Source organism: Nonomuraea sp. NPDC049141, from assembly GCF_040648415.1.
In the GTDB taxonomy this organism is placed as follows: Bacteria; Actinomycetota; Actinomycetes; order Streptosporangiales; family Streptosporangiaceae; genus Nonomuraea.
This window is the reverse complement of the sequence record NZ_JBEZDR010000010.1, coordinates 111,256-130,557: the sequence shown is the minus strand read 5'-3', so window position 1 is coordinate 130,557 and position 19,302 is coordinate 111,256. Positions and strand designations below refer to the sequence as shown.

The 19,302-nt window shown below is 67.5% G+C and carries 23 protein-coding genes; 15 read left to right on the top strand and 8 right to left on the bottom strand.

The window, feature by feature from the left end:
- Positions 1 to 24: 24 nt before the first annotated feature.
- Positions 25 to 930, top strand: a complete 906-nt coding sequence (locus tag AB0B91_RS29705) for a LysR substrate-binding domain-containing protein (RefSeq protein WP_358326468.1) — start codon at positions 25 to 27, stop codon at positions 928 to 930.
- A gap of 3 nt (positions 931 to 933) precedes the next feature.
- On the opposite strand, the gene AB0B91_RS29700 is transcribed toward AB0B91_RS29705, so the two are convergent.
- Entirely contained in the window at positions 934 to 2,325 is a 1,392-nt protein-coding gene (locus tag AB0B91_RS29700; protein WP_358326464.1) for a HAMP domain-containing sensor histidine kinase, read from the bottom strand.
- The gene (locus AB0B91_RS29695) at positions 2,322 to 3,029 is read right to left on the bottom strand and encodes a response regulator transcription factor (protein ID WP_358326461.1); all 708 of its coding nucleotides are present in this window, start codon (positions 3,027 to 3,029) and stop codon (positions 2,322 to 2,324) included. The genes AB0B91_RS29700 and AB0B91_RS29695 overlap by 4 nt, the downstream gene beginning before the upstream one ends.
- An 86-nt stretch (positions 3,030 to 3,115) precedes the next feature.
- On the opposite strand from AB0B91_RS29695, the gene AB0B91_RS29690 reads away from it, so the two are divergent.
- The 7 genes from AB0B91_RS29690 to AB0B91_RS29660 all read left to right on the top strand — a co-directional run bounded on the left by AB0B91_RS29690 (position 3,116) and on the right by AB0B91_RS29660 (position 8,285).
- Positions 3,116 to 4,462: a ferric reductase-like transmembrane domain-containing protein gene (locus tag AB0B91_RS29690; protein ID WP_358326459.1), complete on the top strand. Its 1,347-nt coding sequence runs from the start codon at positions 3,116 to 3,118 to the stop codon at positions 4,460 to 4,462.
- An 11-nt stretch (positions 4,463 to 4,473) separates the two neighbouring features.
- Complete coding sequence (locus AB0B91_RS29685) at positions 4,474 to 4,914, top strand: FMN-binding protein (RefSeq protein ID WP_358326456.1); 441 nt, start codon at positions 4,474 to 4,476, stop codon at positions 4,912 to 4,914.
- The gene (locus AB0B91_RS29680) at positions 4,911 to 5,639 is read left to right on the top strand and encodes an FAD:protein FMN transferase (RefSeq protein ID WP_358326454.1); all 729 of its coding nucleotides are present in this window, start codon (positions 4,911 to 4,913) and stop codon (positions 5,637 to 5,639) included. Before AB0B91_RS29685 ends, AB0B91_RS29680 begins: the two co-directional genes overlap by 4 nt.
- Before the next feature lie 79 nt (positions 5,640 to 5,718).
- Positions 5,719 to 6,348: a hypothetical protein gene (locus tag AB0B91_RS29675; protein ID WP_358326451.1), complete on the top strand. Its 630-nt coding sequence runs from the start codon at positions 5,719 to 5,721 to the stop codon at positions 6,346 to 6,348.
- Positions 6,345 to 6,668, top strand: a complete 324-nt coding sequence (locus AB0B91_RS29670; protein ID WP_308168733.1) for a transcriptional regulator — start codon at positions 6,345 to 6,347, stop codon at positions 6,666 to 6,668. Before AB0B91_RS29675 ends, AB0B91_RS29670 begins: the two co-directional genes overlap by 4 nt.
- Positions 6,665 to 7,552, top strand: coding sequence for an ABC transporter ATP-binding protein (locus AB0B91_RS29665; protein ID WP_358326448.1), 888 nt, complete (start codon positions 6,665 to 6,667; stop codon positions 7,550 to 7,552). The genes AB0B91_RS29670 and AB0B91_RS29665 overlap by 4 nt, the downstream gene beginning before the upstream one ends.
- Positions 7,545 to 8,285, top strand: coding sequence for an ABC transporter permease (locus AB0B91_RS29660; RefSeq protein WP_358326445.1), 741 nt, complete (start codon positions 7,545 to 7,547; stop codon positions 8,283 to 8,285). The genes AB0B91_RS29665 and AB0B91_RS29660 overlap by 8 nt, the downstream gene beginning before the upstream one ends.
- A 65-nt stretch (positions 8,286 to 8,350) precedes the next feature.
- On the opposite strand, the gene AB0B91_RS29655 is transcribed toward AB0B91_RS29660, so the two are convergent.
- Positions 8,351 to 9,586: a trypsin-like peptidase domain-containing protein gene (locus AB0B91_RS29655; protein WP_358326442.1), complete on the bottom strand. Its 1,236-nt coding sequence runs from the start codon at positions 9,584 to 9,586 to the stop codon at positions 8,351 to 8,353.
- 222 nt (positions 9,587 to 9,808) lie between these two features.
- Between AB0B91_RS29655 and AB0B91_RS29650 the strand changes: the two genes are divergently transcribed.
- From AB0B91_RS29650 to AB0B91_RS29640, 3 genes are all read left to right on the top strand, one after another.
- On the top strand, positions 9,809 to 9,994 hold the full coding sequence (locus AB0B91_RS29650) for a hypothetical protein (protein WP_358326441.1): 186 nt from the start codon (positions 9,809 to 9,811) through the stop codon (positions 9,992 to 9,994).
- A 73-nt stretch (positions 9,995 to 10,067) separates the two neighbouring features.
- Complete coding sequence (locus AB0B91_RS29645) at positions 10,068 to 10,448, top strand: hypothetical protein (RefSeq protein WP_358326438.1); 381 nt, start codon at positions 10,068 to 10,070, stop codon at positions 10,446 to 10,448.
- Between the two features lie 50 nt (positions 10,449 to 10,498).
- Entirely contained in the window at positions 10,499 to 10,996 is a 498-nt protein-coding gene (locus tag AB0B91_RS29640; RefSeq protein ID WP_358326435.1) for a DUF5946 family protein, read from the top strand.
- 12 nt (positions 10,997 to 11,008) lie between these two features.
- Here the strand turns inward: AB0B91_RS29640 and AB0B91_RS29635 are convergent, their stop codons facing one another.
- On the bottom strand, positions 11,009 to 11,827 hold the full coding sequence (locus AB0B91_RS29635) for a methyltransferase domain-containing protein (protein ID WP_358326432.1): 819 nt from the start codon (positions 11,825 to 11,827) through the stop codon (positions 11,009 to 11,011).
- 166 nt (positions 11,828 to 11,993) lie between these two features.
- Between AB0B91_RS29635 and AB0B91_RS29630 the strand changes: the two genes are divergently transcribed.
- The 4 genes from AB0B91_RS29630 to AB0B91_RS29615 all read left to right on the top strand — a co-directional run bounded on the left by AB0B91_RS29630 (position 11,994) and on the right by AB0B91_RS29615 (position 15,088).
- Complete coding sequence (locus tag AB0B91_RS29630) at positions 11,994 to 12,458, top strand: XRE family transcriptional regulator (RefSeq protein ID WP_358326430.1); 465 nt, start codon at positions 11,994 to 11,996, stop codon at positions 12,456 to 12,458.
- Between the two features lie 128 nt (positions 12,459 to 12,586).
- The gene (locus AB0B91_RS29625; RefSeq protein WP_358326427.1) at positions 12,587 to 13,096 is read left to right on the top strand and encodes a hypothetical protein; all 510 of its coding nucleotides are present in this window, start codon (positions 12,587 to 12,589) and stop codon (positions 13,094 to 13,096) included.
- Between the two features lies 1 nt (position 13,097).
- Positions 13,098 to 14,267: an MAB_1171c family putative transporter gene (locus AB0B91_RS29620; RefSeq protein WP_358326424.1), complete on the top strand. Its 1,170-nt coding sequence runs from the start codon at positions 13,098 to 13,100 to the stop codon at positions 14,265 to 14,267.
- A gap of 200 nt (positions 14,268 to 14,467) precedes the next feature.
- A complete protein-coding gene (locus tag AB0B91_RS29615) occupies positions 14,468 to 15,088 on the top strand; it encodes a dTDP-4-dehydrorhamnose 3,5-epimerase family protein (protein WP_358326421.1) in 621 nt (206 codons plus the stop codon).
- Between the two features lie 109 nt (positions 15,089 to 15,197).
- Here the strand turns inward: AB0B91_RS29615 and AB0B91_RS29610 are convergent, their stop codons facing one another.
- The 4 genes from AB0B91_RS29610 to AB0B91_RS29595 form a co-directional block, all read right to left on the bottom strand.
- Entirely contained in the window at positions 15,198 to 16,733 is a 1,536-nt protein-coding gene (locus AB0B91_RS29610; RefSeq protein ID WP_358326418.1) for an acyl-CoA synthetase, read from the bottom strand.
- A 104-nt stretch (positions 16,734 to 16,837) separates the two neighbouring features.
- On the bottom strand, positions 16,838 to 17,440 hold the full coding sequence (locus AB0B91_RS29605) for a hypothetical protein (RefSeq protein ID WP_358326415.1): 603 nt from the start codon (positions 17,438 to 17,440) through the stop codon (positions 16,838 to 16,840).
- A gap of 131 nt (positions 17,441 to 17,571) precedes the next feature.
- Complete coding sequence (locus tag AB0B91_RS29600) at positions 17,572 to 18,399, bottom strand: MetQ/NlpA family ABC transporter substrate-binding protein (RefSeq protein WP_358326412.1); 828 nt, start codon at positions 18,397 to 18,399, stop codon at positions 17,572 to 17,574.
- Between the two features lie 9 nt (positions 18,400 to 18,408).
- Positions 18,409 to 19,065, bottom strand: coding sequence for a methionine ABC transporter permease (locus AB0B91_RS29595; RefSeq protein ID WP_219534282.1), 657 nt, complete (start codon positions 19,063 to 19,065; stop codon positions 18,409 to 18,411).
- Positions 19,066 to 19,302 lie beyond the last annotated feature (237 nt).

Here is a 19,302-nt window from a genome sequence, read left to right as displayed (position 1 = left end):
TCTCAGTAAGAGGCTACGCGAATCATGGTCGAGATCCGGCAGGCCCGGTACTTCGTCGCGGTCGCCGAAGAACTCCATTTCGGCCGCGCGGCACAACGGCTGCAGATGTCCCAGCCACCGCTGTCCCAGGCGATCAAGCAACTTGAACAGCAGCTCGGCTGTGAACTGCTGCACCGTACCCAGCGGTCGGTCGCCCTCAGCCCCGCCGGAGCCGTGTTCCTGGGCCACAGCCGCGCCCTGATCCGGCACGCCGAGGAAGCCGAAGCCGCCGCCCGGCGAGCCGCCACCGGGCGCGGCGGGCGACTGAGCCTGGGCGCGGTCGCCTCCGCCTTCTCCTGGCCTCTGCCACTCGTACTGGAGCGGTTCCACGAGGCCCTGCCGGACGTCGAGATCCGCACCCAGGAGATCGACACCCACGAGGCCGCGGCGGGGCTCCTGGACCGCTCGCTCGACTGGGCGATCGTGCGCCAGACTGCCCCGGTGCGCGGCACCACGGCGACCTCGCTGTTCGCCGACCGGTTCGTCGCGGCTCTGCCCCTGCTCCACCCGGCCGCCGAGGCCGCCGGCCCGCTGGATCTGGCGGACCTCGCGGGCGGCCCGTGGGTGTGGCTGCACCGCCTGATCTCCCCCGACTATCACGACGCCATGGCGGCCATGTGCCGAGCGGCCGGATTCAGTCCTGTCCCGGCCCACTGGGCCCGGTCGGTGACCTCGCAGATCGCCATGGTCGAATGCGGGCTCGGCGTCACCATCGTGCCCGCCGCGGCATCCGCGTCACGCCCCGCCGTCCGCTTCAGACCACTCCGTCACGCGACGGCGACCATCGACCTCACCGCCATGACGAGATCCAACCCCGATGCGCTGGCCGAGCGCCTCACAGCCATGGCGACGCAACTGACCACGGCGCAGGCACCACCGCCGCACGACTGACCATCAGGCAGGCAGGAGCAGCCGGAATTCTGTCCCGCCCGGACCGCTCCGTACGTCCACCGAGCCGTCGTGGGCGGCCACCACGGCCTGGACGATCGCCAGCCCGAGCCCGGCCCCTCCGGTGGCCCGCGATCGGCCCTGGTCGGCGCGGGAGAACCGTTCGAAGATCTCCAGGCCGGGCGGTATGCCGGGGCCGTCGTCCTGGACGGTGATCTCCACCGCGGTAGGCAGCCTCCGTACGGCCACCACGACCATGGTGCCGTCGGGCGTGTGGATGCGGGCGTTGCTCAGCAGGTTCGCGATCACCTGGTGCAACCGGAGCGGGTCGCCGGTCACCGTGACGGGGTCCTCCGGCAGCTCAAGCTGCCAGCGGTGGCCGGGTCCTGCGGCCCGCGCGTCGCCGGTGGCCTCGATGGCCAGGCGGGACAGGTCGACCTCCTCCCTGGCCAGCGGCCGTCCCGCGTCCAGCCGGGCCAGCAGGAGCAGCTCGTCGACCAGCTCGCTCATCCGTGCCGACTCGGCGTCGATCCTGCCGAGCGCGTGCCGTACACCGTCCGCCATCGGCTCGTCGCCGCGCAGGGCGAGCTCGGCGTGGCCGCGGATCGCCGCCAGCGGGGTGCGCAGCTCGTGGCTGGCGTCGGCGGCGAAGGCACGCAGCCGCTGCTCGACGGCGTGCCGGCGGCCGAGGGCCGACTCCACGTGGCCCAGCATGCGGTTGAAGGCGGCGCCGACCTGGCCCGTCTCGGTGCGCGGGTCGGTGTCGGGTACGCGTTCGGCCAGGCTCACCTCGCCGCTGGCCAGGGGCAGTTCGGTGACCTTGCGGGCCGTCGCGGCGATGCGTTGCAGGGGGCGCAGCGCCAGCCGTACCCACAGCGCGCCCGCGACACCCGCGACGGCGAGCGCGACGGCGAACATGGCCAGCTCGAACAGCTGCATGCGGTGCATCGTCTCTTCGACACCGTGCAGGGACAGCCCACTGATCATGACATCGCCGTCCCGGCCCGCGGTGGCGACGAGCCGGTAGTCGTCCAGGGTGGACAGGTCCACGGTCTGCGGGGGACCCCCGACCGGCAGCGCCGCCAGCGTTTTGTCGTCATCCGGGCTGAGAGTGGGGTGGGAGCCATCCCGTTCCGACACCACGGCCGCGTGAGTGACGTGCCCGTCGACCAGCCGCGCGCCGAACGTGCCCCGCGCCTGCCCCCGTGTGTCCTCGCCGTGCTCCAGACTGGCGGCGAACCGCCCATGGTCGGCGGCGAGTTGCTGGTCGATGGGGCCGAGCAGGAAGCGCTCCATAGCCACCGACGTGGCCACGCCGACGGCCGCGCACGACAGTGCCAGCAGCACGAGCAACCCGGCGATCAGCCGGGCTCTGAGGGTGCGCGGGAGGAGGTTCACGGCTTGAGCACGTACCCGACGCCGCGCACGGTGTGGATCAGCGGCCGGCGGCCCGCGTCGATCTTCTTGCGCAGGTAGCTGATGTAGAGCTCCACGACGTGGGCCTGACCGCCGAAGTCGTAGGACCAGACGTGGTCGAGGATCTGCGCCTTGCTCAGCACCCGGCGTGGGTTGCACATGAGCAGCCGCAGCAGCTCGAACTCGGTGGGCGTCAGGTCGACCGGCGTGCCGGCCCTGCTCACCTCCCTGGCCTCCTCGTCCATGGACAGGTCGGCCACGACCAGCCGGTCTCCGGTGCCGGGCCGCGCCATGCCCGCCCGGCGCAGCAGCCCGCGCAGCCGCGCGAGCACCTCGTCCAGGCTGAAGGGTTTGGTCACGTAGTCGTCGCCGCCCGCCGTGATGCCCGCGACCCGGTCCTCGACCGCGTCGCGGGCGGTCAGGAACAGCACGCACAGCTCGGGCCACCGCGCCCTGAGCCTGCGCATGAGCTCCAGGCCGTTCAGGTCGGGCAGCATGACGTCCAGGATCGCGGCGTCCGGCGCGAACTCCTCGGCCGCGCGGATCGCGGCGGCCCCGTTCGGCGCGCTGCGGACCTGCCAGCCTTCCTGGCACAGCGTCTTCTCCAGCACCTCCAGGAGGTCCGGTTCGTCGTCCACGACGAGCACGCGGATCGGCGTACCGTCTGGGCGCAGCAAACTGCTCATTTAAGAAAAATACGTGCTTCGTCTGAGAAACCGGTGAAGTGCTCCGTTCATAGGGAAAACAGAAGATTGCTTGGCACGGTGGGCCCATGACCACTCTTCACGCTCCGGCACGGCGAGCCGCCGTCACGGCGCCGCCGCGCCACCGGGTCCGTCCCGGGCTGTTGCTGTGGGCCGTGGCGGCCGGCGCGCTCGCGGTCATCGGCCTGTGGTGGCGCGGCACCCCTTCCGTGTCGGGCCTGGACGGCTGGCTCACCGAGAGCGGCCGCATCACGGGCCTGCTGGCCGGGTACGGCATGGCCGTCCTGCTCGGGCTCATGGCCCGCGTTCCCGCTCTGGAACGCGGCGTGGGCAGCGACCGGCTGGCCCGCTGGCACGCCATGGGCGGCCGGTACGTCATCGGGCTCGTCGTGGCGCACGTCCTGACCATCGTCTGGGGGTACGCGGTCGCCGACCAGGCCGGGGTGGTGGACGAGGCGGTCACGATGGCGCTGTCGTTCCCGGATGTGCTGAAGGCGACCGTGGCCTGCTTCCTGCTGCTCGGGGTGGCCCTGGTGTCGGCCCGCGCCGCCCGCCGCAGGATGCGCTACGAAACCTGGTTCTACCTGCACTTCTACACCTACCTGGCGGCCTGGCTGGCGTTCGGGCACCAGCTCGCGACCGGCGCCCAGTTCACCGGAGACCGCGTGGCCCAGGTCGCCTGGTACGTCCTCTACCTCGGGGTGGCCGCGCTGCTGGTCTGGTACCGCTTCCTCGGCCCGGTCCGGGTGTGGGCGCGGCACCGCCTGCGGGTGGCCCAGGTCACCACTGACGCGCCGGGCGTCGTCTCGATCCACCTCACCGGCCGCCGCCTGGCCCGGCTCGGCGCCGAGCCGGGCCAGTTCTTCCGGTGGCGCTTCCTGACCCGCGACCTGTGGTGGTCGGCCAACCCCTACTCGCTGTCCGCCGCACCGGACCGTGGCGGGCTGCGCATCACGGTCAAGGCGCTGGGCGACCACAGCGCGGCGCTGGCCCGGCTGCGGCCGGGCACCAGGGTGATCGCCGAGGGGCCGTACGGCGGATTCACCGGACGCCTCGGCCGGAGCCCCAAGTCGGTGCTGATCGCGGGCGGCGTCGGCATCACCCCGCTGCGCACCCTGTTCGAGACGCTGCCCGGGCAGCTGACCCTGCTCTACCGCGCGCGTACGCCGGAGGAACTGCTGTTCCGGGACGAACTTGAGGAGATCGCCAGAGTACGCGGCGACGCCCGGCTCTACTGCTCGGTCGGCCCGAGATCCCCGGACCTGTTCACCGGGCTCGACCGCCTGCTGCCCGACCTGCGCGAGCACGACGCCTACGTGTGCGGGCCGCCCGAGATGACGCGGTCGGCGATCCAGGCGCTGCGGTCGGCGGGCGTGCCCGCTCATCGGATCCATCACGAGTCTTTCGAGTTCTAGGGGTTCCTCGCATGAAGAGAGCACTGCTCGCGGTGGTCACCACCGCCATCGGCCTGGTGCTGCTGCTGTCGTTCAAGCCGCACGACGTCACCGGGGCCGCCCAGCCACCCGCCGCCCTCGCCCAGACTCAGACGTCCGCGACGCCGGCGCCCACCTCGACCCAGCAGTCCGCGGCCACCAAGACGTTCGACGGCGACGCGGCCGACACGCGCTGGGGGCCCGTGCAGGTACAGATCAGCGTCACCGGCGGCAAGATCTCCAGCGTCCAGGTGCTCCAGGCGCCGAACGAGAACCGGCGCGACATCGAGATCAACAACGAGGCACTGCCCATCCTCCAGCAGGAGACCATGTCCGCCCAGAGCGCCCAGATCGACTCCGTCTCCGGCGCCACCTACACCAGCGACGGCTACGTCCGGTCCCTGCAGAGCGCCATCGACCGGGCCGGGCTGTGACCCGCCACGTCGAGCACGCGATGGGGACGGTCTTCTCCTTCGACGTACGCCACGACGCGGCCGAGGCGGTGGCGCGGGCGGTCGCCTGGCTGCACCACGTGGACGCGGTCTTCTCCACCTACCGGCCGGACAGCGCGATCAGCCGGCTCGGCCGGGGCGAGATCGACGTGTCCGCCTGCCCGCCCGAGGTGGCCCAGGTACTCGCTCTGTGCTCACAGACAGAGCACGACACGAACGGATATTTCACCATGTATCCCGGCGGGCGCCTGGACCCGACCGGCCTGGTGAAGGGGTGGGCGATCGAGGAGGCGTCCCGGCTGCTGTCCGAGGCGGGCGCGCCCCACCACTGCGTCAACGGTGGCGGCGACATCCAGCTCGGCCCCGGCCCCTCGCCGTGGCGGATCGGGATCGCGCACCCAGCCCGGCCAGGCGCCCTCTGCACCGTGGTCACCGGCCACGACCTGGCCATTGCCACCTCGGGCAACGCCGAACGGGGCCCGCACATCATCAATACCCACACCGGACGCCACGCCGCCGCGCTGCTCTCGATCACCCTCGTCGGCCCGCGCCTGACCGCCGTCGACGCCTTCGCGACCGCGGCGTACGCGATGGGCGACGCCGCCCGCGACTGGGTGGAGGAGATCGACGACCTTGAGGCCTTCGCGGTGACCGCGGACGGCGGCTGGCAGAGCAGCGGCTTCGGCGCCCTCACCGCCCAGAACTAACTTCTCCCCATCCCGCCATAGAGTTGGCGGTGCAAGCTGGTTTAAGATACAAATCAGTTTGACGGTAAGAGGAGTTGTGATGGTAGACGACGGCGAGCGGGTCCCCAGCCCGGAAGAGACCCTGCGCCTCATCGAGGAACAGCAGGCCGCCACCGTGCGACGCTTCAGGGGCGACCCCCTGTTCATGTACGTCCCCTGGGGCGTCGCCTGGCTGGTCGGCTTCACCTGCTTCTTCCTGCACTACGGGCTCGACGGCAAGCCGTACGCACCGATCTCCCAGACGCAGGCGCTGACCGTCCTGATGATCTTCCAGTTGATCGCGGGCTCCCTGTGCGCGTACGAGATCACCAGGATGAACATCGGGGTCCGGGGCGACACCACGGCCAAGGGCGCGATGTATGGCTACGCGTGGTTCGCCGGAATGGTGGTGATGTCGGTCATCGCCATCCGGGTCTCCCCGATGCTGCCGGAGTCGGAGTCCGGCCTGCTCTGGGCGGGCATCTCCCTGCTGGTGGTGGGCGTGCTCTACATGACCGGCGGCGCGATCTTCCTGTTCTGGCCGATGTTCTTCATCGGCATCGGCATCAGCGCCGTCAACGCCCTGGGCGTGCTGCTCGGCCCCGGCTGGCACGCGCTGCTGACGGCGGTGCTGCTCGGCTTCGGGCAGATCGTCGTTGGCCTGTGGCTCCGGCGCAGGCGGTGCCCGTGACGGCCGGCAACGCCGTTCCTGAACTCGATCCGGTGATCCACGCGCAGGCCAGGCTCCGCGTCGTGGCCGCGCTGAACACGATGGGGTCGGGCGACGAGATCACCTTCCCGGCGCTCAAGGACCTGCTCGGCATGACGGCCGGCAACCTCTCGGTCCATCTGACCAAGCTTGAGGACGCCGGCTACGTCCAGATCACGAAGACGCACAAAGGCCGTACCCCGGTCACCTACGTCGCACTCACCAAGCGCGGCCGGCTGGCCTTCGACGACTACACCAAGGCGATCCGCGCCCTACTCGACTCCGCAGGAGGCACACCATGACCATCCTCGCCAGAACGGTCGACGCCACCCGCCGCTACGGCGACGTGCTGGCCCTCGACCGCGTCTCGCTCGACATCAGGGCCGGCGAGCTGGTCGGCCTGCTCGGCCCGAACGGCGCGGGCAAGTCCACGCTGATCAACCTGTTCGTGGGCCTGCGCCGGCAGACGTCCGGCACGGTCGAACTGCTCGGCGGCTCCCCGCAGGATCCGCTGGTACGCCGGGGCATCGGCGTCACGCCCCAGGAGACGGGCCTGCCCGAGTCCCTGCGGGTCGGCGAGATCGTCGACTTCGTATCCTCACATTTTCCGGAAAAAGCGGATAAAGGGGAGTTACTCGCTCGGTTCGGCCTCGACGACCTCGTCAAGCGGCAGATCGGCGGCCTGTCCGGCGGCCAGAAGCGGCGGCTGGCCGTGACGCTGGCCTTCGCCGGCAACCCGCGGATGGTCTTCCTCGACGAGCCGACCACCGGCCTCGACGTGGAGGCCAGGCGCACGCTTTGGGACGGCATCAAGGACTTCCACGACGGCGGCGGCACGGTCCTGCTCACCAGCCACTATCTGGAGGAGGTCGAGGCCCTGGCCAAGCGGGTCGTGGTCGTCGGCCACGGCCGGGTGCTCGCCGACGACACCGTCCAGGCCGTACGCGACATGGTTAGGGTGCGGCGCGTCTCGCTGGTCGCCGAGAACCTGCCCGAACTGCCCGGCGTACTCGCCAGCAGCCATGAGGACGGCCGGATCAACCTGGTGACCACCGACCCCGACCGGCTGGTTGTCGAGCTGGTGCGGAGCGGCACGCCGTTCTCCGGGCTGGAGATCAGGCCGACCTCGCTGGAGGAAGCCTTCCTGACCATCACCTCGAACTCGAAGGAGAACGCACATGTCTAGCCTGATCGTGGCCCACACCCGCTACCAGATCCTGGAGCAGATCCGGGTGCCGATCGGCCTGGTGGCCAGCGCGTTCTTCCCCGCCGCGTCGATGCTGGCGTTCGTGGTGCCATTCACCGGGGACGATCCGGTGGCCTCGACTCGGGCGACGGGATCGATGATGCTCATCGGCGCGATGTCGGCGGCGCTCATGGGGCTCAGCATCACGGTCGCCCAGGACCGCGAGCAACCGTGGAACACCTACGTGCGCACCTTGCCCGCCGGGCCGTTCCCCCGCTTCGCCGGGCGGATCCTCACCACGATGGCCACCATGCTGGTGGCGACGATCCCGGTGCTGCTGATCGCGGCCCTGTTCACCGCGGCGACCATCACGCTGCCCAAGCTGCTCATCGGGCTGGTCGCGCTGCTCGGCGGGGCGGTGCCGTTCATGCTGCTCGGCCTGTTCCTGGGCTACCTGCTGGCCTCGAAGGCGGCCATCGGTGTGTCGCAGGTACTGTTCTTCCCCATCGCGATCCTCGGCGGGCTGTTCCTGCCGCCGCAGATCATGCCGGACTTCGTACAGGCGGTGTCGCCGTTCGTGCCGAGCCGCGGAGCCGGGGAGCTGATCTGGGCCGTGACGACGGGAAGCACCCCGAACACGGTGGCGGTGATCATGCTGGGCGTGTGGACCGTGATCGCGGCGCTGGCCGCGGGCTGGGCCTACCGGCGCGACGAGGGGCGCCGCTTCTCCTGACGGGGGGTGTGCCGCCGAGTCCGCAGCGATCTCGACGGCACACCCGTCCGTGAGGGGGTCCGGTGTTACTTCTTCTCTTGGAGGGTGACGGTGACGTTACTCGACTTTCCGTCCCTCATATAAGTGATCTGAACCTGTTGGCCCACTTTGAAACCTCTGACCTGGCCAACAACCGTATCTCCGCCCTCCACCGGCGTGTCGCCGATCTTGGTGATGAGGTCGCCCTGCTTCAGACCCGCCTTGTCTGCGGGGCTTCCGGAGGTGACCTGCCGGATCAGCGCGCCGGGCACGTCGCCGCTGGCGTCGGTGACACTCACGCCCAGGAACGCGTGGGTCACCTTGCCGCCGCTGATGAGCTGGTCCGACACCTGCTTGGCGGTGTTGACCGGGATGGCGAAGCCGACGCCGATGTTGCCGCTGCTGCCGCCGTTGGTGGCGATCGCGCTGTTGATGCCGATCACCTGCCCGGCCGCGTTGACCAGCGCGCCGCCGGAGTTGCCCGGGTTGATGGCCGCGTCGGTCTGGATGGCATCGCCCAGCGTCGTCGTCTCGCTCTCCTGGCCCTGCTGCTGTTGCTGACCCCAGCCGGGCGGCATCTGCTGCTGCTGTTCCTGCTCGCCGCCGACGGTGACCGTGCGGTTGAGCGCGCTGACGATGCCCGCCGTGACGGATCCGTCGAGGCCGAGCGGGCTGCCGATGGCCAGTACGGAGTCGCCGACCTGGAGCTGGTCGCTGTCGCCGAGCGAGGCCTTGGTCAGGCCCGAGACGCCGTCGGCCCTGATGACCGCGAGGTCGGTGGACGGGTCGGTGCCCACGACCGACGCCTTGGCCGTCTTGCCGTCGTTGAACTTGACGGTCATCTGCCCGCCCTGTCCCGCGCCGACGACCACGTGATTGTTGGTGAGGATGAGCCCGTCGTCGGACAGCACCACGCCCGACCCCTCGCCGGTCTGCCCCTGGATCATCACGACCGACGGCTGCACCTTCTGCGCGACCTGGGCCACGGTGAGCTGGTTGGAGGCCTGCTTGAAGACCGGACTCGGCGCGGAGACGACACGGGTGTCCTGGAACGACGTGGCGGCGACGGCCCCCACAGCGCCGCCTCCCACTGCCATGGCCGCCAGGGCGAGCCCGGCGATCGCCTTCCGCCCGACGGAGAAGCCCTGCCTGGGCGGCTTCGGAGGTGGAGGCTGGTTCATTATCACGGTGTCTCGCCGGGGAAAGCCCCCGGCGGAGGGCGGCTGGTCGCCGAACTGGCTCCAGCCGCCGGCGCCCTGCTCGCGAGGCTCGTTCGCGTTCATCGTCATCTCCTCAAGTACCGATGACTCAAGAGTGCCAAGAAGCCCGTAAGTGCAGGTTAAGCCGTTGATCAGAACTGTATGAGAGGGTTGACGGCAGCCTTATCACCCCTGGTCGGGGGCCGCTTACGTGGGTGGAAACCGCTCAGAAAAACCTTCTGAGTATGATCGACGCTTCCCAGCATAAGAGGCGCGTGAGCCACCGAGGTTGGCTACCGTCGAAACATGACCCTCTACTGCTACGTCTGCCTGGGGCAGAAGCGAGCCACCGAGGCATACACGATCATGCGAGGGTACGCCTTCTGTTTCGAGCACGCCCAGCAGATCTTGGGCGACAAGAGGACGGGTCATCCCAGCCTCGAAGGCTCGGCGTTTCGCAGAGACCTCGCGAGGCTCATCGATCTCGGCTGACCTGATGGGCCGGCTCATCTGTTCGCGTCGACCACTCCCGTCCCCCTGGCGATCCCTGCTCTAGGCTGTCGCAGTGACCACCGAACGCACGCATGACGATGCGCCGCAGCACGTCCCGAAAGTCGGCGACCGGCTGCGGAAGATCGCCTGGGGGGCGCTCGCCTTGTTCCTGGCCGCGTTCGCGGTTTTCGAGAACGCCAAGTACGGCCTGCCGACCACGGCCGCCACGCTGGCGTTCTTCGCCCTGCCCGATCTGGCGCGGCTGGCCGGAGTCCGCCCGCCTGGGCCGCTCCACCAAGTGGTGCACCGCGTGTGGATCCCGTTGGTGCTGCTGGTCGGCTACAGCCTCGGACCGATCGTGTGGCCGCCACTTTTCACCGCGGGCCTCGGCTGGCTCACCCGCATCGCCGTCGACCGGGCGTTCGGGCGTGGGCTCGCCCGGAGCGAGGAGTAGCGGCGAAATCCCGTCGACAACGCTGCTCCTGGCCACCTATCGTGCGGATCATGGTGGACAGCCCTGTCGTGGGTCAGTGCGAGTGCGGCGCGGTCGCCGGCCCGTTGGGCACATGCGTGGACTACTACCACGCCATCCTCTCCGAAGAGCAGACCGATCCTCGGATGTACAGGTGGCACGCACTGGTGGTCTGTGCATATCTCCTGCAGCATCCTTCCAGAGCTCATGAGAAGTATCTCGATGCTCAGTTCCGCCAGCTGCAGCTTTACGTGGATCAGGGCCTTGACGCGCTGCTCCGCGTGGGAGCCCGTCAGGTAGCGCGGAACAAACACGGGGCGCGGTCGAACCACGGCATGGAGCCATTGGCGGCATACGCACCGCTCCCCCGGGGCGGACCGCCCGGGTACTTCCGCGCTACGTTCTGCGGTCTCCCGGTCAGGGACGGCAGTTTCGTGTCTGACGGACATCTGGCATACGGACACCGTGTCGAGACCATTGCCGACGCGACTGTGGAGTCCTGGAGATCTATGACACCGGGAGCATCGTGATGATCGTCGTTCTCACTCGGGCTTTGCGGCCACGATGATCGCGTACCCCACTTCCGGTGTTTCGATGAGCTGGGTCACGAACGGAGGCGGCTCGACGGCGCCGTCGAACTCCTCGAAAAGGTCGCGCATCCCGGCGATTCTGTCGACGATCCGACCCAGTGTCGGAGCCATCGTGTGCGGGGAGATGTCAGTGATCTCTCTCAGCACGAGTCCGCTTGCCGTGATGAAGCCGGGGTAATTCCGCAGCGGCATGATCGAGTGGATGTGAGACTGGTCGTAGGAAGCCTCCAGTTTGACGCGCCGCTCGTCACTGAGGGGGGCGCGCTCGACCAGGTTGGCGATGACCAGCAGCCCGCCGGGCCGCAGTACGGAGTGCACCTGGCGGAGCACGCGTGCCTGGTCCGGCATGTGCAGCAGTGACTCGAAGAGCCATGCGCCGTCGAACGAGTTCGGCTCGAAAGGTAGTTCCAGCGCGTCGGCCACCTGGAACGTCACCCGATCCGCCAGCCCTTCGTCCTTCGTCCGGCGAGAGGCCAGTTCCACTTCCTTCTCGCTGATCGTCACGCCGACGACATCCACGCCGGCCGACCGGGCCAGGGCCAGCGCCGGTCTGCCCGTGCCGCATCCGATGTCGAGTATCCGTTGGCCCTTGCTCGTGTCCAGCTTGTCGATCATCAGCTCGGTCATGCGTTCCGAGGCCGCTTCCAGCGAAGCTTCACCCAAGGGGTCGTCCCAGTAGCCGTTGTGCAGGCTTCCCCCCATGATGTGCTCGATCAGCTCTGTGGTCCGGTCGTAGAGCTGCCCGATGGTCTCTTGGTGATGGCCGGTCATGGAGGGATCCCTTCATGCATCAAACTGCCTAAAAGTGATGAGCTTCTGTTGTCTGTAAACTTTAGGGAGTACTCTCGGAGAGTCGCAGATGCACATACCCCCGTCAACTAGGTTCCATAGATCGGGAAGATCTGAGAACATAGTTGATGAACCTAAGTGGTGAGTGATGACGGATGAGAACATGTCTGATCAGTTGACTGGGCAGTCGCAGGGCGAGCCGTCCTCGCCATCCCTGGCCGACAAGATCGACTTTCTGTTCCGGACGGTCTATCCAGCGGGCCGGGGACCCTACTCCTACGCGGAGGCGGCGGCCGGCATCGAAGAGCTCACCGGCGAACAGGTCTCCCACACCTCGTTGTGGAAGCTGAGCACCGGGCGCGCCACCAACCCGACCAAGCGCCTCATCGAGGCGCTCGCCGCCTTCTTTCAGGTGTCGCCGGCTTATTTCTTCGACGACGAGGCCTCGAAGCAGATCGGCGATCAGGTCGAGCTACTCGCACTGCTGCGTGACACGGGCATGAAGGGCGCTCAGCTACGCGCTTTCTTCGAGCTCTCTCCGGAGGCGCGCGACATGGTGGCTGAGCTGATCGAGAGAACGGCCCGGCTTGAGCAACGTCACCGCGAAAAGTAGGAGGAAAAGGAGCGAACGGCGGGGGGATTCCGCGAACCCCCTGCGTGCCATGAGCAACGACATCCGCACCGAGCGAGGGTACCGGACGGCATGCTGTGAAGAGGGAGCAGCGGACACCGCATGAGGTGTTGATCGAGGGGCTGGAAGCCGAGGGAGTCATACCCGACCCCTTCGACCTCGAGCTCTTCATTGAACGACTTGAAGGGCGACGAGGCCGCCCCATCCATATGATCCCCATCTCGGCGCGCCGCGATGCTCCGTGCGGCCTCTATATCAAGACCGGCGGCGCCGACTATCTGTGTTACGTGCGCAGCTCGTCGCCTCTGCATGAATGCCACATCCTGCTGCACGAGCTCGGCCACCTCGTGCTCGGGCATCAGGACAGCGGATGGCGGAGCGAAGAGCTCCAGCGCATGCTGCTGCCCGATCTCAACGCGGACATGATCCGGCGCGTGCTGTTCAGGACCGGTTACGCCGATCCCGCCGAGGACGCGGCGGAGGATTTCGCCGACCTCATCTTGGCGCCGCGGGTTCTGGGCTCGGGCAGATACACCGTCCCAGCCGCGAAACCACCCCCGGAAATAGCCGAGATAGTGCGGAATCTCGAACAGGCGTGGGGGTCCGGAAGGGGATTTTGACGTGGACGATGTGATGTATTGGGGGGAGGCTTCGATCATATGGACGATCGCCGCGCTTGCCGCCGTGCGACTCGTCCGGAGACGTCGATCGCCCGTGGATCTCGCCTATTCGGCCCATATCGTCACGCTCAGCCTCAGCGTGCTGGTGCAGTTTCATAATATCCAGCCGAGGCTCGACGCCATCACCCATGTCAACGGGCTCGGGCGATGGCTGGTGTTCAGCTTCTCCATCGCCTCCATGTGCGCGTTCTGGATCGTGGTGACCTACCTGACGTCACCGGCGGACGTCCGGTCGGCGGGCGCTCGCGCGAAGATGGCATGGGCCGCGGGGGACATCACCGTGATGGGAGCCCTGCTGCTGGGCTCCGGAGTTCCGGACGACGCAGGCGCGGGTTTTCTCGTCGTGCACGGCGAGAACCTGCTCATCATTGGGGCCTACCTGGCCTTCCTCGCCTATATCGCGGCCGGTCTTTTCGACACGCTGCGCCGAACCTGGCGATACGTGAGATACACGCATCAGCCATATCTACGGCTGGGGCTGCGGCTTGTCGCGGCAGGTGACGCCGGCGGGCTCGTCTATGTGAGTTACCTGGGCGCCACCGCGCTGACCAGCTATTTCTCTCTGCCGACGCCTCCGGGCGCGTCGACCCACGCTGTGACGTATCTCGGGCTCGGCTGCACCACGCTGATCCTGGCCGGTCCCACCATCGGCGTCTGGGGGCCGAGGCTCGCCACGCCGCTGCGGTCCGCGGCCCAAAGGCGGGCGCTGCATCGTCTTCGCCCTCTGTGGACGACGCTGACCGCGGCCATGCCGGAACTCAGACGAGAACCGCCCAGGGTCGGCGACTCCGTGGGGTATCAGCTCTATCGCTACGTCATCGAGATCCGTGACTGTCTGCTCGTCCTCGAGTCCTATGCCGGAAAACCGTTTCATGACGGCATGAGCCCGGCCCTGCACGCCCAGGCCGTGGCCCAGGCCCTCCATGCGTTCGCGGCCACGAAGAGACACGCGGCGTGGCCGAACATTTCTCCTCCTTCCGCGGCGGACCGGAAACCCGCGGTCACCCGTGACGTCACGTCCGGCGAACCGGTGCTCAGCCCTGGATTGCCGGCCATGAAGGATGAATTGTCGCACATGACGCAGCTTTCACGTGCCTTCGCGCGGCTCTGAGAAGAGCACAAGAATCCGTGTGAGGTGGTTTTCGCGCGCGCCTGAATGGCTTCGCTGAATTCCTCATTTCACCACTTGAAACACGTCATAATTTGGCCGATAGGGGCAATAGGGGTGGTTTTAGGGGTTGTCGCTTTTATGCCTCGCTGAAAGCCTTGGATTATCACCGGAGAATATGTCTACGAGAAAGGTTCGCGGGCATGCACATCGAAGAGCTCGACATAGAAGGCTCCTTTTTGATCGAGCAGAAAATCTATCCCGACACACGGGGGATCTTCCTCGAACCATTCAGCCAGCCGACGTTCCAGAAAGCGGTGGGCCATCCGCTCTGGGTGGCCCAGGTCAACTGCTCGGCCTCCCATCGCGGCACCATACGCGGCCTCCATGTGGTGCAGCTGCCGGGCCAGGCCCGCTACTTCAACTGCGCGCACGGGGCCATGCTCTGCGTCGTACTCGACACCAGGATCGGCTCGCCCACATTCGGCGAGCACGTCGCGGTCGAGTTGACCGCTGAAAGCAGGAGGGCCCTTTATGTCGCGGAGGGTCTCGCCGCCGGATTCCTCGCGCTGACCAAGGAGGTGACGGTCTGGTATCTCTGCTCAAGTCTCTACGCGCCGAGCGCGACCGTCTCCATCAACCCGCTGGACCGCGACTTGAACGTGCCCTGGCCGCGGGAGCACGAGTTCATTCTGTCCGAGATGGACAGGACCGCTCCTTCCCTTCGGGAAGCCGCGGAACAGGGACTGCTTCCGCTCTATCGCGATTGCCAGACCCGATACGCGGAACTCGACGCGATGGCCGACGCTACTTGCGGCGGTTGACGGCCATCACGAGGAAAACAATTGCCGCGATGACCAGGATCACGGCCAGAATTATGAGCAGCTCGATAGGGCCGAGGTTCATCATGGGGCTCCAAGGTGAATGGGGTGACTACGTTCTGGCAGGCCAGTACTCGTCCTTCAGCAACCGCTTATACAGCTTGCCCGTGGGATGGCGCGGGAGCTCTGCGCGGAAGTCCACCGACTTCGGGCACTTGTAGTGGGCCAGCCGCGCCCGGCAGTACTCGATCAGCTCCGCCTCCAGCGCCGGCCCCGCCTCGGCCATCGACACCGGCTGCACCACGGCCTTGACCTGCTCGCCCATCTCCTCGTCCGGGATCCCGAAGACGGCCACGTCAGCGACCTTCGGGTGCAGGCACAGGACGTTCTCCGACTCCTGCGGGTAGATGTTCACACCGCCGGAGATGATCATGTACGAGCGGCGGTCCGTCAGGTAGAGGAAGCCCTCGGCGTCCAGGTAGCCGATGTCGCCGAGCGTGGTCCAACCCCTCCCCTGAGGGTCCTGGACGGAGCGGGTCTTGTCGGGGTCGCCGTGGTATTCGAAGCGGGCGGGGCTCTCGAAGAAGATCGTGCCGTGCTCGCCCGGCGGCAACGCGTTGCCGTCCTCGTCGCAGATGTGCACGGTGCCGAGCAGCGAGCGGCCGACCGTGCCCGGGTGCGCCAGCCAGTCCTGTGAGCCGGTGTAGAGGAAGCCGTTGCCCTCGGTGCCCGCGTAGTACTCGTGGATGATCGGGCCCCACCAGGCGATCATCTGCTCCTTGACGGGCACCGGGCAGGGGGCGGCGGCGTGGATGGCGCACTGCAGGGACGACAGGTCGTACTTTTTCCGGATCTCGTCGGGCAGTTTGAGCATCTTGATGAACATGGTCGGGACGAGCTGCGAATGCGTCACCCCGTACTTCTCGATCAGTTCCAGATAGCGTTCGGGGTCGAAGCGTTCCATCACCACGATCGTCGCGCCGAGCCGCTGGAAGGTCATGCAGTAGCGCAGCGGCGCCGCGTGATAGAGCGGCGCGGGCGACAGGTAGACGCTGTCGGGCGTCGGCGCGAACAGGGCCTCGACGAGCTTGAGCAGCAGGTTCGGCTCCGTCAGCGGCGTGCGCGGCAGGGCGGGCTTGACGCCCTTGGGCCGGCCGGTGGTGCCGGAGGAGTAGAGCATGTCGGAGCCCTGGCACTCGTCGTCGATCGGCGTGGGCGGCTGTCCGGCCACCGCCTCCTCGTACGACTCGAAGCCCTCGGCGGTGCCGTCCAGCATGAGGCGGAGCTCGACGCCGGGTGTCGCGGCGGTGATCGAGGTGGCGACCTCCGCCAGGCTCTCGTCCGAGAGGAAGACCCGGGCGCCGCAGTTGTTCACGATGTACGCGAGCTCGTCGGTCCCCAGCCGCGAGCTGATCGCCGTGTAGTAGAGGCCCGCGCGGTTCGCCGCCCAGGCGATGGCCAGGTAGAGCGGATGGTTGGCGAGCATGAAGGCGACGTGGTCACCCGGCCCCAGCCCGGCGGCGCGGAACAGGTGGGCCAGCCGGTTCGACTCCTCGTCCAGCTGACGGTAGGTGACGACCCGGCCGGAGCCCGCCATGATCACAGCGGGCTTGTCTGGCGTGACGGCTGCGATGGCTCCCGGATGCATGACCGAACAGTATTCGGCGAAGCGCGCGCGGCGCCAGGGAATGATGATCGAAAAGTACGGCGAAGCCGCGATCTCATCGTCGAGATCGCGGCTTCGCGGTCCGCTCAGGCGGCGGCGTGATACACGTCCTGCCAACCGGAGTGGAAGCCGGTCGGTGCGTGCCTGTTGCCTCTGCTCACATCCACGTAGATGTGAGCCGCGTTCTTACCCGAGAACGAGTAGTCGGCGGGGTGCTTGCGGCAGTTGGAGAAGGAGTTGAAGGTCGCGTGCCCGTCGTTGTCGACGACCTTGAAGGTCTCCCACGCGCACTTGTCGCGACCCCACCACTTGTAGGTGGAGAGGGTGCTGTCGACGGTGTAGAAGTAGTTGAATCGCCACTCCCACACGTGCTTCTTGATCTTCTTGACGACGAACTCGCAGTGCTTCTTGTGGCTCTTCTTATCGAAGGAGCACACTTTCTCCTTGACGAAGAACGTCTTCCAGTACCAGAACTTGAACCGCTTCTTGTCCACGGTCACGTGGCCCTCTGCCTTGGCCTTGTGATCGCTGGAGAAGTAGGGTCCCCAGTCCGCGTCGTAGAAGTGCGACGAGGTGGTGGTGACTGGAGTGGCGGGTGTCGCCGTTGTGGCATTGGCCGATGCCGGTGCGCCGATGGCCACCATAGTGGTGGCCGCGACGCCGATCATGATTCGTGAGACGAATCGCACTGGGTCCTCCTCGGGAGAGGTATTGCTGACCCAGTCTTGGTACGTCTGACCGATTGCCGCCCGCTTTCAACCCGCTTAACACCACAGGTGGCGAGATAAGAGGACTTTCCCGATCTTCCGGATTTGTCAGCTTATTCTTCGGCAGGGATCACGGAACCGGCGTACTTCTGCTTGATGAATTCCTTGACCTTCGGGTCCTGAAGGAGCTTGCCCAAGGTCACGATGTTCGCGTCCTTCTCGTGCCCGGCAGGCACGACCAGCCCATTGACGTACGGGTTCCCCTCGGACTTCTCCAGCGCCAGGGCTTGCGAAGCGGGCTTGAGCCCGGCCTCGATGGCGTAGTTGCCGTTGATCACCGCGGCGTCGACGTCGTCGAGCGAGCGGGGCAGCTGCGCGGCCTCCAGCGGCTTGAACACCAGCTTCTTCGGGTTGTCGGTCACGTCACGCTCGGTCGCCGCGGTGCCGGCGCCGTCCTTGAGCTTGACCAGGCCGTTGTCGGCGAGCAGCTTGAGCGAGCGGCCCAGGTTCGTGGCGTCGTTGGGCACGGCGACGGTGGCGCCCTGCGGCAGGGCGGCGAGCGTGGTCGCCTTCTTCGAGTACAGCCCCAGCGGCTCCAGGTGCACCGGGGTGACGAAGCTCAGCTTGGTGCCCTTGGAGGCGTTGAAGTCGTCCAGGTAGGGCTTGTGCTGGAAGAAGTTCGCGTCCAGCTGGCCTTCACTGAGCTGTACGTTCGGCTGCACGTAGTCCGTGAACTCCACGACCTCCAGCTTCAGCCCGGCCGCCGGGGCCAGGTTCTGCTTGACGAAGTTCAGGATCTCGGCGTGCGGCACCGGGCTGGCGCCCACCTTCAGCACGGTGTCGGCGGACTCGGCGGTCTTGCCGGTAGCGCCCTGCGACGTTCCGCATGCGGCGAGCAACAGGGCCAGGGCAGCAGCGCCCACAATGTTCCGAAATTTCATGATTTTTCCTTATCTATGTGACAAGCGGCGGGCGACCAGGTCGCCCAAGCTCTGGATCAGCTGCACCAGCACGATGAGCAGCACGACGGTGACGATCATGAGCAGCGTCTCGAACCGCTGGTACCCGTACCTGACCGCGAGGTCCCCCAGCCCGCCCCCGCCGATGGTCCCGGCCATGGCCGAGTAACCGATGAGCGCGACCACGGTGACGGTCACCGCGGCGACGAGGCCGGGCAGCGCCTCGGGCAGCAGCACCTTCCGCACGATGGTCGTACGGCCCGCGCCCATGGCCTGCGCCGCCTGCACCACGTCGGCTCCGACCTCGCGCAACGCCGTCTCCACCAGCCTGGCGAAGAACGGCACCGCCCCCACGGTGAGCGGCACGACTACGGCCGCGGTGCCGATGGTGGTGCCCACGACCAGCCGGGTGAAGGGGATGATGGCGATCATCAGCACGATGAACGGCAGGGACCGCCCCACGTTCACCACGACACCCAGCACCGACTTCACCGCCGGCAACGGCCGCAGCCCACCGCGATCGAACACGACGAGCGCCACGCCGAGCGGCAGACCGAACAGCACGGTGAACAGGGTCGACCAGCCGACCATCTGCGCCGTCTGTCCGGCCGCCTCCCAGAGCAGCGGCCCCATCTCATCCCAGGTCATAGCTGTTCCTCCCCTGAACGGTCTGGCGATTCCCGCCCTGAACACCGGCACGACGCCCCGGCCGACCGGCCGTGGGCAGGTGGCCCGGTATGGACGGGTGGCCGGGCATGGACAAGTGGCCGGGCGCGGACGGGTGGCCGGGCGCGGACCAGCGGCCGACCCGCGCTTCGGGCGTCGCCCGCCGCGCCGAGATGGTGGGACGGTGGACGGTGGAGACCGGCGCGGAAGTCACGGCGG